We start from the raw sequence: 14350 nt of genomic DNA, 5'->3' as shown, positions 1-14350 counted from the left end.
AGCCGGCGCGGCGCGCCAGCGCCAGCACCGCCAGCACGTCGGCGGCGCTGTGCGCCATGCTGACGATATACAGTCCCTGCCCGGCATCGCCGTGCGCGGCGCGCGCCGTGCCGAGCGCGGCGAACACCGCGTCGAGGCGCGCGCCGACGGCATCCTCCGCCGGCGGCAGCGTCGCTTCGCCGGCGGCGAACGGCGCCAGCCGCGGCGCCTGTTCGGCGGCGTCGCGCGTCTCCCAATCGGCATCGCCGAGCGCCGCGGCCAGCGCCTGCGCGTGCACGCGCGCGTCCTGGCGCACGTCGAGGCAGGCGAGGTGGAAGCCGAACGTGCGCGCGCGCCACAGCAGCCGGCGCACGGCGAACCAGCCGGCGTGGACGCCCTTGTGCGCGCGCAGGCTGTCGGCGATCAGCGCGAGGTCGGCGATGAAGGCGTCGGCCTGCGCGTAGCCGCGCCCGTCGCCGGCGGCGGTCGCGCGCAGGCGCGCATGGATCAACGCCAGCAGCACGCGGTAGGGCATGTCCGCATGGCGCGGGCGGATCGCCGCGAACGCCTCGGGCAGCAGCGTGCGGTAGTGCGCGGTGCGCGCGCCGATCGCCGCATCGACCTCGACCCGCCCCGCCGACTGGCTGAGCAGGCGCCCCAGCCCGGCGACGTCCGCCGCGTAGCGCTCGATCACCAGCGCGCGCTGCGCGGCCAGCGTGGCGGCGATGGTGCCGGCGTCGACGTTGGGGTTGCCGTCCATGTCGCCGCCCACCCACGAACCGAATCGCAGCAGCGTCGGCAGTTCGAGGCTGGCGCCGTAGACGGCGCGCAGCGCGTCGTCCAGCGTCTCGTAGAGCACCGGCAGCACGCGATAGAGCACGTCGGCCAGGTAGAAGCCGAGGTGATCGATCTCGTCCTGCACGCTCGGCCGCACCGGCGAAGACTCGGCGGTCTGCCAGCTCGCGGTGAGCGCGGTGCGCAGGTGCGCCAGCCCCACGGCACGCTCGCCGGGCGTCTGCCGGCCGTCGAGGTCGGCGACCAGGCAGCGCACCATCACCTGCTCCTTTTCCAGCAGCGAGCGGCGCACCGCCTCGGTGGGATGCGCGGTGAACACCGGCTCGACCGCGATGCGCGGCAGCCACGCGACCAGTTCGTCGCGACCGACGCCGGCCTCGCGCAGGCGCAGCAGGGCGTCGTGCAGGCCGTCCGGCTGCGGCGCCGCGCCGGCGCGCTGGTAGTCGCGGCGGCGGCGGATGCGATGCACGCGCTCGGCGATGTTGACCATCTGGAAGTAGGTGGAGAACGCGCGGGTCAGCGCCGTCGCGCGCTGCGGCGCGAGACCGCCCAGGCGCCCGGCCAGCGCATCCGGCGGCTCGCGCGCCTCGCGCCGGCGGATCGCCGCCGTGCGCACCGTCTCGACCTCGTCGAGAAACGCCTGGCCGAGCTGCTCGGCGAGCATGTCGCCGACCATCGCGCCGAGGCGGCGCACGTCCTCGCGCAGCGGCGCGTCGTGCGGCAGGAAACCGAGGTCGCGGGAATCTTCCATGGGCATTCCTGTGCGGGGAGCCTAGGCTAACGCGTCCTGCGACCGCCACCGCGGCAATCTATCTCTTCATCCGGAGGGAACGATATAATCCGCCCCTCCCATCCCCGCCGAGGGGCGCTGCGACTCCGTGCGAACCGGAGCCAGGCTCGGCGCGGCTTCCCTGCACAACGGCGCCCGCTGCCAAGCCAACGGAGCAAACGCCATGAACGCAGTCGTCAAGCAGACCCCCGGCCAGGACTTCAAGGTCCGCGACCTCGGCCTCGCCGAGTTCGGCCGCAAGGAAATCGAGATCGCCGAGCACGAGATGCCGGGCCTGATGTCGATCCGCCGCAAGTACGCCGCCGAGAAGCCCTTGCAGGGCGTGCGCGTCACCGGCTCGCTGCACATGACCATCCAGACCGCGGTGCTGATCGAGACCCTGGTCGACCTTGGCGCCTCGGTGCGCTGGGCCTCGTGCAACATCTTCTCCACCCAGGACCACGCCGCCGCGGCGATCGCCAGGGCCGGCGTGCCGGTGTTCGCCTGGAAGGGCGAGACGCTGGAGGAATACTGGGACTGCACGCTGGACGCCGTCACCCACGGCGACACCGGCCCCGAGCTGGTGGTCGACGACGGCGGCGACGTCACCCTGCTGATCCACAAGGGCTACGAACTGGAGCAGGGCTCGAAGTGGGTGGACGAGCCGGCGTCTTCCGAGGAAGAGCAGATCATCAAGAACCTGCTGAAGCGCGTCGCCAGGGAGCGCCCCGGTTTCTGGACGCGCGTGGTCAAGGATTGGCGCGGCGTCTCCGAGGAAACCACCACCGGCGTGCATCGCCTGTACCAGATGATGGAGGCGGGCAAGCTGCTGGTGCCGGCGATCAACGTCAACGACTCGGTGACCAAGTCGAAGTTCGACAACCTGTACGGCTGCCGCGAGTCGCTGGCCGACGGCCTGAAGCGCGCGATGGACGTGATGGTGGCCGGCAAGGTCGCGGTGGTGTGCGGCTACGGCGACGTCGGCAAAGGCTCGTCGCATTCGCTGCGCGGCTTCGGCGCGCGCGTGATCGTCACCGAGATCGACCCGATCAACGCCCTGCAGGCGGCGATGGAAGGCTTCGAGGTGACCACGATCGAGGAGACGCTCGGCCGCGGCGACATCTACGTCACCACCACCGGCAACAAGGACGTGATCACGCTGGAACACATGGCGAAGATGAAGGACCAGGCCATCGTCTGCAACATCGGCCACTTCGACAACGAGATCCAGGTCGAGCGCCTGAACAAGGCGCCGGGCGTGGCGAAGACCAACATCAAGCCGCAGGTCGACCGCTACAAGTTCGCCGACGGCCGCGAGATCTTCCTGCTCGCCGAAGGCCGCCTGGTCAACCTCGGCTGCGCCACCGGCCACCCGAGCTTCGTGATGTCCAACTCGTTCTCCAACCAGACGCTGGCGCAGATCGACCTGTGGAAGAACAAGGACGTCTACGAGAAGACCGTCTACCGCCTGCCGAAGCGGCTCGACGAGGAAGTCGCGCGCCTGCACCTCGAGAAGATCGGCGTGAAGCTGACCCGGCTGACGCCGGAGCAGGCCGCCTACCTCGGCGTGCCTGTGGAGGGGCCGTACAAGGCGGAGCACTACCGCTACTGACCTGAGAGCAGGAAGTAGGGAGTAGGAAGTAGGGAGTGGGAAAGCCGCATGGCATTGAAGCCTGGACATTACCGGTTGGTAGTCTGGCAGGAAGCCATGCGGCTCGTCCGGCAGGTTTATCTGGTCACCGACGGAATGCCGGAAAAGGAGCGGTACGGTCTGCAAAGTCAGATCCGACGCGCGGTGACCAGTATTCCTTCCAATATTGCCGAAGGTGCCGCGCGCGGCAGCAAGGCAGAGTATGTACGCTTCCTGCAGATCGCCCGTGGTTTCCTGATGGAACTGGACACGCAACTCTGGCTCGGCCAGGACGTGGGTTACTTGGGCTATGACGATGGACTCCGGTCTGCGATGGAATCGGTTCTCGTCAAACTCAATGGCCTCATCAGTTCGAAGCAAACCGGGGGCAAACGCGCGTGAATTCCACTTCCCACTTCCCAATTCCCACTCCCATTTCCTTCGAATTCTTCCCCCCAAAGACCGACGAGCAGCGCGCGCAGCTCGACCGCACGGCGGCGAAGCTGAAGGCGCATGCGCCGGAGTACGTCAGCGTGACGTTCGGTGCAGGCGGCTCGACGCTCTCCTATACGCCGGAGACGGTGCAGCGGCTGCGCGACGTGCACGGGCTGGAAGCGGCGCCGCATCTTTCCTGCGTCGGCGGCACGCGCGCCGAGCTGGGCGAATTGCTGGCGCGCTACAAGGCGATGGGCTGCCGCCGCATCGTCGCGCTGCGCGGCGACCTGCCGTCGGGCATGGCGCGCAGCGGCGACTTCCGCTACGCCTCGGAGCTGGTCGCCTTCATCCGCGCCGAGCACGGCGGCTGGTTCCACATCGAGGTGGGCTGCTATCCGGAATGCCATCCGCAGGCCGAGCACGCGCACGCCGACCTCGCCCACTTCAAGGCCAAGATCGACGCCGGCGCGAACGGCGCGATCACGCAGTACTTCTTCAACGCCGACGCCTATTTCCGCTTCGTCGACGCCGCGCGGCGCATGGGCGTCGACGTGCCGATCGTGCCCGGCATCATGCCGATCGCGAACTTCGCCCAACTGCGGCGCTTCTCCGAACAGTGCGGCGCCGAGATCCCGCGCTGGATCGCCAAGAACATGCAGGCCTACGCCGACGACGCCGACGCGATCCGCGAATTCGGCGCCGACGTGGTCGCGGCGATGTGCCGGCGCCTGCTCGAGGGCGGCGCGCCGGGCCTGCACTTCTACACGCTGAACCTGGCCAGGCCGACTCAGGCCGTGCTGGCACGGCTCGCCTGAACTGGCGCCGCGTGCCGCCGCGCACTACGCTCGGCGGATGCGGCACGGCGCGCCAGCACGGCTGATCGTCGGCACCCTCGTCGGCGCCCTCGTCGGCACATTCGCGGCGCCCGCGCCGCGGGCGCAGGACGCGCCGGTCTACCGCTGCATCGGCGCCAGCGGCGAGCCGGTGTTCTCGGGCCAACCCTGCCGCGCGCTGCAGCTGCCCGCCGCCGGCGCCAGCGCGGCCGCCGCCGGCGCGATCCCGATCGCACCCGAGGCACACGGCTTCTGCCCCGCCGATCCGGCGGACGTGCGCATGCGCGCCGCGGCGGCGATCGAGGCGCGCGATCCCAATCGGCTGGCCGCGCTGTTCCTGTGGAACGGCCTGGACGGTGCGGCGGCGCGCGCGCACCTGCGCGAGCTGGCCGCGATCGTCGACGGCCCGCTGCCCGGCCTGGAACTGGAGGACGCGGCGCCGGCGCCGACGGCCAGCGCATCCGCGCCGCCCGCCGACGGCGCGGCGGCGCTGCTGCTGCGCCGCACGGGCGATGCCGACGGCACGCCCGCGCCGCATGAAGTGCGCTTTCCGCTGGCGCGGCGCGATGGCTGCTGGTGGCTGCGCTTCTGACAGCGCCGACGCGGGTGCGCCGTCGACTGCTATCATGCGCAGGTTTGGCCCGGAGGACACACGATGGCGCAGACGTATCCCGATTGGATCTGGCACAACGGTGAGATCAAGCCGTGGCGCGACGCCACCGTGCACGTGATGGCGCACGCGCTGCACTACGGCTCGTCGGTATTCGAGGGCATCCGCAGCTACGCCACGCCGAAGGGCCCGGCGATCTTCCGCCTGACCGACCATCTCAAGCGCCTGTTCCACTCGGCCAAGGTGTACGACATCGCCATGCCGTACACGCTCGAGCAGCTCGCCGCCGCGAGCCGTGCGGTGGTGCAGAAGAACGGGCTGGACAAGGCCTACCTGCGCCCGGTCGCGTTCCGCGGACTCGGCGGCTTCGGCCTGTCGGCGGAGACGCCCACCGACGTCGCCGTAGCGGCGTGGGCGATGGGCGCCTACCTCGGCGACGGCGTGCTGGAACAGGGCATCGACGCCTGCGTGTCGAGCTGGCAGCGCTTCGCGCCCAACACCGTTCCGGCCGGCGCCAAGGCCGGCGGCAACTACCTTTCCGGCCAGCTGATCGCGCGCGAGGCGCGCCGGCTCGGCTTCGGCGAAGGCATCGCGCTGGCCTCGACCGGCCTGCTCAGCGAAGGCGCCGGCGAGAACCTGTTCCTGGTGTTCGACGGCGCGCTGCACACCACGCCGGTGGCGAGCGCGATCCTGCACGGCATCACCCGCCATTCGCTGATGACGCTGGCGCGCGACGCCGGCATTCCCGTGGTCGAGCGCGACATGCCGCGCGAATACCTCTACTTCGCCGATGAGGTGTTCATGTGCGGCACTGCCGCCGAGATCACGCCGATCCGCTCGGTGGACGGCAAGCCGATCGGTGCCGGCAAGGCCGGCCCGCTGACGCGGCGCATGCAGGAATTGTTCTTCGGCCTGTTCGACGGCCGCACGCCGGACCGTTACGGCTGGCTGGAGCCGCTGGACGCCTGAGCGCACGCTGCGAGCAGTGTGCATGGTGGGCCTTGGCCCACCACTGCTTCTTGCGGCGACGTTGCGATGGGGGGCCTAGGCCCCCTACCCCGCACCCTGCGGTGCGGCCGTGCGAATCAGCCGCGCCGCTGCGCACGAGGACGTGGAAGGTGTCGGGGCCCGGCGCCAGGTTCGGCACGATGCCAGCCCGCGGGAAGGCGCGGCAGTGTTCGATGCCGGGCGCCATGGCTGCGTTTCAGCACCATATGAAGCGTGCACGCCAGCCGATCCGTGGACGTTCAAGGATCCCGGACACGGATCGACGCGGATGAACACCGATAGAGCCTGGTCCTGATCCGGGCTCGCCCGCGTCGCTCCGCGTGCAAGGACTCCGTCGCAGGAACTGTCGCAAACGGCGAGGCGAGGAACGAAAACCGGCCGCGGCGAGGGAGTCAGCGCCGCGGCTGGAAGTCCAACGTGGCCACCGCGCCGCCGCCTTCGCGCGGGCGCAGGCTGACGCCCCAGCCGTACAGCTCGCACAGCCGACGCACGATGGCGAGGCCGAGGCCGGCACCCTTGCCGGTCGCGCTCTCGCCGCGCACGCCACGCTGGAACAGCTTCTCGGCGTCCTCGGCCTTGATGCCGGGGCCGGTGTCCTCGACCAGCACGCGGCCATCCTGCACGCGCACCACCACCTCGCCCTGCGGGGTGTACTTGATCGCGTTGCCGATCAGGTTGTTCAGCGCCACCGCCACCACCGACGACGGCGCATTCACCGCCAACGGCGACTCGACGAGCAGGTCGACCTCGACCGGACGGCCGCCGAGATGCGGGCGGTTGCTGTCGATCACGTCGGCGCAAACGCGGGCGATGTCGGTGCTCTCGCCGTCGATCGGCCCGGAACGCTCGGCGCGCGAGAGCAGCAGCAGCGCCTCGATCAGCTCGGTCGACTGGCGCGAGGCGCGCTCCATGCGCTTGAGGCGGTCGCGCATCTTGTCGCTGAGGTCGGGCGCGTTCAGCAGCAGCTCGGTGGTGGTGGCGATCACCGCCAGCGGCGTGCGCAATTCGTGGCTGACATCGGCGTTGAACTCGCGGTCGCGCTGCACCAGCTCGGTCAGGCGCTGGGCGTAGTCGTCCAGCGCCGCCGCCAGCTCGCCGACCTCGTCGTCGGCGAAGTGCGGCGCCAGCGGCTCGAACTGGCCGGTGCGGCGCAGCGCGCGCAGGCGCCGCGCGAGGTCGCTGACCGGACTCATCACCCGCGACGACAGCCAGCGTCCGATCAGCATCGACAGACCGGCGAAGATCAGCACCGCGAAGCCCAGCGCGGTGATCAACTGGCGCTCGCTCAACCGCTGCGTGCTGACGTCCAGGCGCAGGAACGCCCAGTAGCCGGCGTCCTTGTACACCGCCAGCTTGTACGGGCGCAGCTTGCCGCCCTCGCCGAAGTCGCGGATGTCGTACACGCCGGTGCCGTAGCGCTGCCAGGCGAACGGCACGTTGGCGAACTTGCGCGCGCTGTAGATCTGCGCGTCGAAGGTGGACAGCTTCCACAGTGCGTCCGGTTCCGGATGCGCCTGTTTGAACTGCACGAAGTTCTCGACTTCGCGCTGCAGCGTGTTGTTGATCAGCTGGTCTTCCAGCCGCGCACGCATGTAGATGGTCGCCGCCGCGAACAGCGAGGTCAGCGCCAGCCCGAACAGCGCGAATGAAACGAAGATGCGGCTGCGGAGCTTACGCCGGGATTGCAGCATCCGGGTCGACCATGCGGTATCCGATGCCGTGGCGCGTGTGGATCAGCGGCTTGTCGAACGGCTTGTCGATCGCAGCGCGCAAGCCGTGGATGTGCACGCGCAGCGAATCGCTGTCGGGCAGTTCCTCGCCCCACACGCGCTGCTCCAGGTCCTGGCGGGTGACCACCGAGGGGCTGGCCTCCATCAGCGCCTGCAGCAGCTTCAGGCCGATCGGGTTCAACTGGATCGGCTGGCCGGCGCGGGTGACGGTGAGGGTATCGAGGTTGTAGGTGAGGTCGGCGACCTTGAGCACGCGGCTCTGCGGACCCTTGCCGCGGCGCGCCAGCACTTCCAGGCGCGCGCCCAGTTCCTGCAGGGCGAACGGCTTGGTCATGTAGTCGTCGGCGCCGGACTCGAAGCCGGTCAGCTTCTGCTCCAGCGCGTCGCGCGCGGTCAGCATCAGCACCGGGGTCTGCTTGTGCGCCTCCTGGCGCAGCTTGCGGCAGACCTCGAGACCGTCCATGCCCGGCAGGGTCAGATCCAGCACGATCACGTCGAAGTCGTGCACCACCGCGAGGTGCAGGCCGGTGACGCCGTCGCCGGCGAAGTCCACCACGTGCCCGCGGTCCTCGAGGTAGTCGCCGATGTTGGTGGCGATGTCGTTGTTGTCCTCGATTACCAGCACTCGCATCGCTGCGCTCCCTTGGGACGCTGCCCGGGACGAAAGCTTAACGGGATTCGGGCCCGCCGTGGCCGACGACGCTGCGCGGCGGCCAGCGGCACTTCAGACGGGAGGGGGGCAAGGTGGCGCAGGGCAAAGAAAAAGGCCCGAGGAGGTGCCATTGGGGGAACCCACCTCGCTCGGGCCTAAAGCTACTGCCCCGATTACCGTAATCTGCCAGTCACCTGACCTGACCTAGGAGTGTCGAGCAGGACTACAGTGCGGATCGTTATAGGGGGAGGGCCTTTAAATCGGCGTTAAACGGCGTTCACGGATTCGTTAACCGTGCGCGCGGTCACGCGGGTTCTGGACTCGAACTCCGAGCAGCACGCCCCGCGTGCCGGACCGCGACTGCGGCCGGCACATGAAGGCGTGACGAAGCGCGGAACGCGTCCGCTTAGGGCTGGGTCACCGGCATCCCACGTGCGGCGCCGTAAACCTCCGGCTGGAACGCCGGACCGAAGTCGTCGGGGCGCCGGCAGATGTGCGAGCCGGTGACGACGCGGCAGCCGCTCTGCGCCTCCCCCTCGCCGCGGGTGGACATCTGAGACTGTTCGGACCGCGGCGCGGCCTGCGGGCGCAGGCTGAACACGAACGTCCGGCGATAGCGCTGCCCGGCGGCGGCCGAAGCCGACGGCGAGAACCGCGAACGCTCCAGCGCGCGCCGCGCAGCGGCCTCGAACTGCCCCCGCGGGCTCGCTTCGACCACGCGCACGTCGCGCACCGTGCCGTCTTCGGCAAGCGCGAACTCGAACTCGACCTCGCCCTCGACGCCTCTGGCGAGCGCGTCCTCGGGATACGCCGGCCGCGCCAGGTACAGGGGTGCCGGCGCCACGCGCACGGAAGCACCGGCCGCGACCGACGCCGGCGTGTCGACGGACAGCGGCGACGCGGCCGACGCGATGTGGACGGCGGCCGTGGGCGCCATGGACGGCGGCGCGGAGGGCGACGCGGCGGGCGACGCGGCGACCGGCAGCGCCTTCGATGGCAGCGGAGCCGCATCTGCAGCAATGCTCTGCAGCGCCGGCAGGCGCAGGCGCGGCAACGGCAGCGATCTCGGCACGAGATCGGCGATCTTGCCGTCGACGACCGTAACGGGCGGCGCGAGCTGCGGCGCCAGCACCGCGCGCATGCGCGCGATGGCCGCCGTGATGCCGGCCAGGCGCGCCTGGTCGAGCCGCGCAAGCTGGTAATGGGCGGCGGTCGCGGCCAGCAGCGCCGCCAGCAGCCCGACCACGAATCGCGCCTGCGGGCGCACCGCGCCCCCGGCCATCGGCATGCCGGCGATGCGGCGCACGCGCTCGACCAGCACGCCGCCGCTCGCCGCCAGCACCAGCCCGTGGTGGCCGTCGCGCAAGCCCTCGAGATCGGCCAGCGCCTCGACGTACACGCGGCGGCTGCCGCCGGTCACGTCGAGCACCAGTTCGTCGCAGCAGATCTCGCGCTCGTTGCGCACGTCCCGCGAAATCCAGTGCACCACGGGGTGGTAGAACAGCACGATTTCCAGCACCAACTGGAACAGGTTGGCGAGATGGTCCCAGCGGCGGACGTGGCCAAGCTCGTGGGCCAGGATCAGCTCGACCTGGGCGACCGGAAAACCGAGCGCGACCGCGGCCGGCAGCAGGATCACCGGCCGCAGCCAACCGATCAGCGTGGGCGTGGCGACGCGTCGCGAGCACAGCAGCCGCACGCGCCGTCGCAGGCCGAGTCGCCGGCTCAGTTCGCGCAGGCGCGCCTCCCACGCCGGCAGCGGCGAGGCTTCGCGCAGCAGACGCTTGATCTGGTGCCAGTGCAGCCAGGCGCGCAGGGTCAGCAGCAGCACGCCGACCGCCCACAGCACGACCAGCCACGGCAGCGCCGCGCCCAACAGGCCACGCCAGGCGATCGCCGCGGGCACCGCGTCGATGACGGCCGCGCCATCGACCCACGCCATCGCGTCCGTCGCGGCAACCGCATCGCCGGCGCCGCCGAGCAGCCGCCAGCCGGTCAGCAGCGGGCAGAGTGCCAGCACGACCAGCGCGGCAAGGCCGAGCGCGTAGCGCGCGCGTCCGCGCGGGACGCGCGTGCGAACAAGCGCGTACAGGATTCCGACGACGGCGCCCTGCCACAAGAAGTGCAGCAGGGTCCAGCCAAGCACGCGCACGGCATCGGCGAACGGCGCGACCAGCGCGTCCATCACTTCGCCTCCTCGTCCAGCCGGTCCAGCAGGCCGCGGATCTCGTCGATCTCCGCCCGCGTCGCCTGCTGGCTGCCCAAGGCATGCAGCACCAGCTGCGAGGAAGATCCGTCGAACACGCGCTGCACGATGTCGGCCAGGAAGCGCTTCTGGGTGCGCTCCTTGCTGAGCGCGGCGCGGAACACGTGCGCGCGCTGGGAGTCGTCGCGCACGACCAGTCCCTTGCCGTGCATCACCTGCAGCAGCTTCAGCGCGGTCGTATAACCGGCGCCATGGTCGCGGTAGAGCGCCTCATGGACTTCCCGAACCGTGCACGGACCACGGTCCCAGAGCACGCGCAGGATATCCAGCTCGGCCTCTGTGGGCTTGGGCAAACCCCGATCAGGTCGTGCTTTCACGCTCGCTCCTCGGGTATGCGATGCCGGCCGGCGCACGATACTGCATGCGTGGGGACGTTGGCGCCTTGGACCCGTCGGTTGCCCGTCTGGTTCTTCCCGTTCGGAGGTGTGTCCGGAGCTGGATAACGCTTTTCACCCTCCCTTTTGCAACTGCGGCGAGTTGCTGACGTCCTGCATGAATCGCCGCGCGTCCTGCCGCTCACTTTCGATCTCGCCGTAAGTCCTGCAAACCCTGCGGGAGATGTTCGAACCTGTCGGCCGGACGTTCTCGCAGACCTTGCGCCTGCTGTCCCTCTGCGTCAGGGTCGCGTTGATCGCCTCCTGGTCGTCCGCGAGCTGGCGCTTTTGGTCTGCGCTCATCTGGTCGATCGTGGGGTGATTCTCGAACAGCGCCGCCATGTCGTTCAGCTTTTCCTCGACCAACCCGCGCTCGTCGCCGTGGATGTACTGGTAATACCCGCCCGGCTCCATCTGCTTGCGCACGGCGGCGGCGACCGCCTCGAAGTTGTCCTTGGTGTCGCCCTTGACCACCACATCGATCTTGTCCGCGGCGAACACGCTGCCGATCTGCAGCGCCGCCAGCACACCGAAGAGAGCGAAGACCTTGCCGAATTTCATGACCAATCCCCTTGATCCCGGTAATTGAAAGCGGACGCCGCGCCCACCGCCAGCGTCGTCGGGCCGATCCTAGGCACAGGCCATGGACGCTGTCAACGATGACCTTCGTACTACTCGTTTCGTCGTCACGCGCCGCCCACCCGCCGCTCCAGGTAGGCCACGATCGCCCCGGCCACGTCCACCCCGGTGACGGCCTCGATGCCTTCCAGGCCGGGCGAGGCGTTGACCTCGAGCACCAGCGGGCCGCGCGCCGAGCGCAGCAGGTCGACCCCCGCCACCTCCAGCCCCAGCACCTCGGCGGCGCGCAGCGCGATGGCGCGCTCGGCGGCGCTCAGGCGCACCCGCGTGCCGCTGCCGCCGCGGTGCAGGTTGGAGCGGAAGTCGCCCGGCGAAGCCTCGCGCTGCATCGCCGCGACCACCTTGCCGCCGACCACGAAACAGCGCAGGTCGCGGCCGTTGGCCTCGCGTATGAATTCCTGCACCAGGAAATTGGCGTACATGCCGCGGAACGCCTCGATCACGCTCTGCGAGGCGGAGCGCTTCTCGGCCAGCACCACGCCCTGCCCCTGCGCGCCCTCGTTCAGCTTGATCACGTGCGGCGGCTCGCCCAGCATCGCCAGCAGGTCGGCGGTGTCGTCGGGGTTGTCGCCGAACACCGTGGTCGGCATGCCGAGGCCCTCGCCGGCCAGCAACTGCAGGCAGCGCAGCTTGTCGCGCGCGCGCAGGATCGCGTCCGAGCCGTTCGGCGTGTACACGCCCATCAGCTCGAACTGGCGCACCACCGCGGTGCCGTAGAAAGTGATCGAGGCGCCGATGCGCGGGACGACCGCATCGAAACCGGTCAGCTCGCGCCCCTTGTAGTGCACCGCGAACGCGCCGGGCGCGATGCGCATATAGCAGCGCAACGGATCCAGCACGCGCGCGACGTGACCGCGCGAGCGTGCCGCCTCGACCAGGCGCGCGGTGGAATGCAGGCGCGGATTGCGCGAGAGGATGGCGATCTTCATGCGCGCTCCGGAAACGGCGTGCCGTCGCGCCGCTGCCGCCGGTCGCCGATGCGTGACAGGAAGGGGGTGGAGCGGGTGAAGGGAATCGAACCCTCGTCAGTAGCTTGGGAAGCTACAGCTCTACCATTGAGCTACACCCGCCGGCCCGGCGATGTTAGCCACAGCCCCTGCCGCTGGCAACGCGCCGCGCGGCCGGCGACGCGGGCTGAACGCCGGCGTGGCGGCGTGGCGCCGTCCAGTCCGCATTCAGCGCGGCTGCGCTGTGATGGCGTCGCCGGACCCCGGCGCGACCGCGCCCGACCCGGCCCGTCCCCGCGCCCGTGCGCCGGGCGGCCTACGGAGGCGATATGAACGCGATGTCTGTGCTGCGGATGGCCTGGTACGGCGCGCTGTGCGCGCTCGCGCTGACCGCGATGCCGGCGCGGGCGCAGATCGATACGGACATCGATCCGCCCGACCGCGTGGCGCGCCTCAGCTACCTCGATGGCGACGTCGGCTTCGCGCCGTCCGGCGCCGACGACTGGGGCCAGGTCAGCCTGAACCGCCCGATCGTGCAGGGCGACCGCCTGCTCAGCGGCGAAGCCTCGCGGGCGGTACTGGAGCTGGGCGGCGCGCAGTTGCGCCTCGGCCAGCGCAGCGCCTTCAATTTCCTCGCCCTCGACGACGACGTCGCCCAGGTCGAGTTGTCCAGCGGCACGCTCAACCTGCGCGTCGGCCGCATCGACGCCGGGCAGCGCTACGAGATCGACACGCCGACGCTCGCCCTGGTGGTGACGCGGCCCGGCGAATACCGCGTCGACATCGCCCCCGACGGCAACGGCTCGATGGTCACCGTGTTCGACGGCGACGCCACCGTCTACGGCCAGGGCGGCGTCGACCATCCGGTGCGCGCCGGACAGTCCTACCGCTTCGACGACCCGCAGTTGCAGCGGGTGGACGTCGCCGGCCTGCCCGAGCCGGACGCGTTCGACCGCTGGTGCTTCGACCGCGACCGCCGCATCGGCGACAGCGTCTCGCGGCGCTACGTCGCCGCCGACGTGGTCGGCGTCGACGACCTCGACGACTACGGCAGTTGGACCGAGGTCCGCGAGTACGGCCACGTCTGGTTCCCGGCCACCGTGGTCGACGACTGGGCGCCCTACCGCTATGGCCACTGGGCCTGGATCGACCCGTGGGGTTGGACCTGGGTAGACGACGCGCCGTGGGGCTTCGCGCCGTTCCACTACGGCCGCTGGGTCTACGTCGACAGCCGCTGGGGCTGGGCGCCGGGGCCGCGCTACGTGCGCCCGGTGTACGCGCCGGCGCTGGTCGCCTTCGTCGGCGGTTCGGGATGGAATCTCTCGATCGGCTTCGGCGGCGGCGGCCCGGTCGGCTGGTTCCCGCTCGGTCCGCGCGACGTCTACGTGCCGCCGTACCGCTGCGGCCGCCGCTACTTCACCAACGTCAACGTCACCAACGTCACGGTGATCAACAAGACCGTGATCAACAACACCTACGTGAACCTGCAGGCCGACCGCCGCAACGATTACGCGCGCTCGCCGAACCTGCGCGCGCCGCACGCCGTCACCGTGGTCTCGCGCGACACCTTCGCCGGCGCCCGCCCGGTGGGTGGCGCGCGCGTGCGCGACATCCGCCCCGGTGACATCGCGCGCGCGCCGCTGGCCCGTGGTCCGCAGATCATGCCGACCGAAGCCAGCCTCG

Annotated in this window: 13 protein-coding genes, 1 tRNA gene and 1 riboswitch; of the genes, 6 read left to right on the top strand and 8 right to left on the bottom strand. The window is 70.4% G+C overall.

The genetic code is table 11. The features are described from left to right. Positions 1 to 1525, bottom strand: a 1525-nt coding sequence (locus ABFC67_RS00425; RefSeq protein ID WP_346736064.1) for a phosphoenolpyruvate carboxylase, incomplete at its 3' end; no start/stop codon positions are given. A 103-nt stretch (positions 1526 to 1628) separates the two neighbouring features. Beyond that, positions 1629 to 1708, top strand: a riboswitch (S-adenosyl-L-homocysteine riboswitch). 19 nt (positions 1709 to 1727) lie between these two features. Between ABFC67_RS00425 and ahcY the strand changes: the two genes are divergently transcribed. The 5 genes from ahcY (at position 1728) to ABFC67_RS00400 (ending at position 6020) form a co-directional block, all read left to right on the top strand. After that, positions 1728 to 3155, top strand: a complete 1428-nt coding sequence (ahcY, locus tag ABFC67_RS00420) for an adenosylhomocysteinase (RefSeq protein WP_346736063.1) — start codon at positions 1728 to 1730, stop codon at positions 3153 to 3155. A gap of 48 nt (positions 3156 to 3203) precedes the next feature. Further along, a complete protein-coding gene (locus ABFC67_RS00415) occupies positions 3204 to 3575 on the top strand; it encodes a four helix bundle protein (RefSeq protein ID WP_346736062.1) in 372 nt (123 codons plus the stop codon). Next, positions 3572 to 4423, top strand: a complete 852-nt coding sequence (gene metF, locus ABFC67_RS00410; RefSeq protein ID WP_346736061.1) for a methylenetetrahydrofolate reductase [NAD(P)H] — start codon at positions 3572 to 3574, stop codon at positions 4421 to 4423. Before ABFC67_RS00415 ends, metF begins: the two co-directional genes overlap by 4 nt. A gap of 37 nt (positions 4424 to 4460) precedes the next feature. Further along, a complete protein-coding gene (locus ABFC67_RS00405) occupies positions 4461 to 5033 on the top strand; it encodes a DUF4124 domain-containing protein (RefSeq protein WP_346736060.1) in 573 nt (190 codons plus the stop codon). A 63-nt stretch (positions 5034 to 5096) separates the two neighbouring features. After that, positions 5097 to 6020, top strand: a complete 924-nt coding sequence (locus tag ABFC67_RS00400) for a branched-chain amino acid transaminase (protein WP_346736059.1) — start codon at positions 5097 to 5099, stop codon at positions 6018 to 6020. Positions 6021 to 6451: 431 nt separating this feature from the next. Here the strand turns inward: ABFC67_RS00400 and ABFC67_RS00395 are convergent, their stop codons facing one another. The 7 genes from ABFC67_RS00395 to ABFC67_RS00365 all read right to left on the bottom strand — a co-directional run bounded on the left by ABFC67_RS00395 (position 6452) and on the right by ABFC67_RS00365 (position 12790). Further along, positions 6452 to 7747 (bottom strand): HAMP domain-containing sensor histidine kinase, encoded by a 1296-nt coding sequence (locus ABFC67_RS00395; protein ID WP_346736065.1) that lies wholly within the window; start codon positions 7745 to 7747, stop codon positions 6452 to 6454. Next, positions 7731 to 8420: a response regulator transcription factor gene (locus ABFC67_RS00390; RefSeq protein ID WP_346736058.1), complete on the bottom strand. Its 690-nt coding sequence runs from the start codon at positions 8418 to 8420 to the stop codon at positions 7731 to 7733. The genes ABFC67_RS00395 and ABFC67_RS00390 overlap by 17 nt, the downstream gene beginning before the upstream one ends. 427 nt (positions 8421 to 8847) lie before the next feature. After that, positions 8848 to 10626: a TonB family protein gene (locus ABFC67_RS00385; RefSeq protein WP_346736057.1), complete on the bottom strand. Its 1779-nt coding sequence runs from the start codon at positions 10624 to 10626 to the stop codon at positions 8848 to 8850. Then, positions 10626 to 11000 carry a BlaI/MecI/CopY family transcriptional regulator gene (locus tag ABFC67_RS00380; RefSeq protein ID WP_346736056.1) on the bottom strand — a complete coding sequence of 125 codons (375 nt, stop codon included), beginning with the start codon at positions 10998 to 11000 and terminating at the stop codon, positions 10626 to 10628. The genes ABFC67_RS00385 and ABFC67_RS00380 overlap by 1 nt, the downstream gene beginning before the upstream one ends. A 156-nt stretch (positions 11001 to 11156) precedes the next feature. Then, on the bottom strand, positions 11157 to 11642 hold the full coding sequence (locus ABFC67_RS00375) for a hypothetical protein (protein ID WP_346736055.1): 486 nt from the start codon (positions 11640 to 11642) through the stop codon (positions 11157 to 11159). A gap of 125 nt (positions 11643 to 11767) precedes the next feature. Beyond that, entirely contained in the window at positions 11768 to 12649 is an 882-nt protein-coding gene (gene rimK / locus ABFC67_RS00370) for a 30S ribosomal protein S6--L-glutamate ligase (protein WP_346736054.1), read from the bottom strand. 67 nt (positions 12650 to 12716) lie between these two features. After that, positions 12717 to 12790: transfer RNA gene (locus tag ABFC67_RS00365), tRNA-Gly, on the bottom strand. 206 nt (positions 12791 to 12996) lie between these two features. Between ABFC67_RS00365 and ABFC67_RS00360 the strand changes: the two genes are divergently transcribed. After that, the coding region (locus ABFC67_RS00360; RefSeq protein WP_346736053.1) for a DUF6600 domain-containing protein at positions 12997 to 14350 on the top strand (1354 nt) is incomplete at its 3' end.

The sequence above is a fragment of the Mizugakiibacter sp. genome (genome assembly GCF_039680435.1).
In the GTDB taxonomy this organism is placed as follows: Bacteria; Pseudomonadota; Gammaproteobacteria; order Xanthomonadales; family Rhodanobacteraceae; genus Mizugakiibacter.
The sequence above is the reverse complement of the archived record's forward strand: the minus strand, read 5'-3'. Positions and strand labels throughout refer to the sequence as shown.

Bases quoted from the DNA above. Each gene is read 5' to 3' on its own strand.
- ahcY (WP_346736063.1), top strand. From the start codon at position 1,728: ATGAACGCAGTCGTCAAGCAGACCCCCGGCCAGGACTTCAAGGTCCGC.
- ABFC67_RS00415 (WP_346736062.1), top strand. From the start codon at position 3,204: ATGGCATTGAAGCCTGGACATTACCGGTTGGTAGTCTGGCAGGAAGCC.
- ABFC67_RS00405 (WP_346736060.1), top strand. From the start codon at position 4,461: ATGCGGCACGGCGCGCCAGCACGGCTGATCGTCGGCACCCTCGTCGGC.
- ABFC67_RS00400 (WP_346736059.1), top strand. From the start codon at position 5,097: ATGGCGCAGACGTATCCCGATTGGATCTGGCACAACGGTGAGATCAAG.
- ABFC67_RS00390 (WP_346736058.1), bottom strand. From the start codon at position 8,420: ATGCGAGTGCTGGTAATCGAGGACAACAACGACATCGCCACCAACATC.
- ABFC67_RS00385 (WP_346736057.1), bottom strand. From the start codon at position 10,626: ATGGACGCGCTGGTCGCGCCGTTCGCCGATGCCGTGCGCGTGCTTGGC.
- ABFC67_RS00375 (WP_346736055.1), bottom strand. From the start codon at position 11,642: ATGAAATTCGGCAAGGTCTTCGCTCTCTTCGGTGTGCTGGCGGCGCTG.
- rimK (WP_346736054.1), bottom strand. From the start codon at position 12,649: ATGAAGATCGCCATCCTCTCGCGCAATCCGCGCCTGCATTCCACCGCG.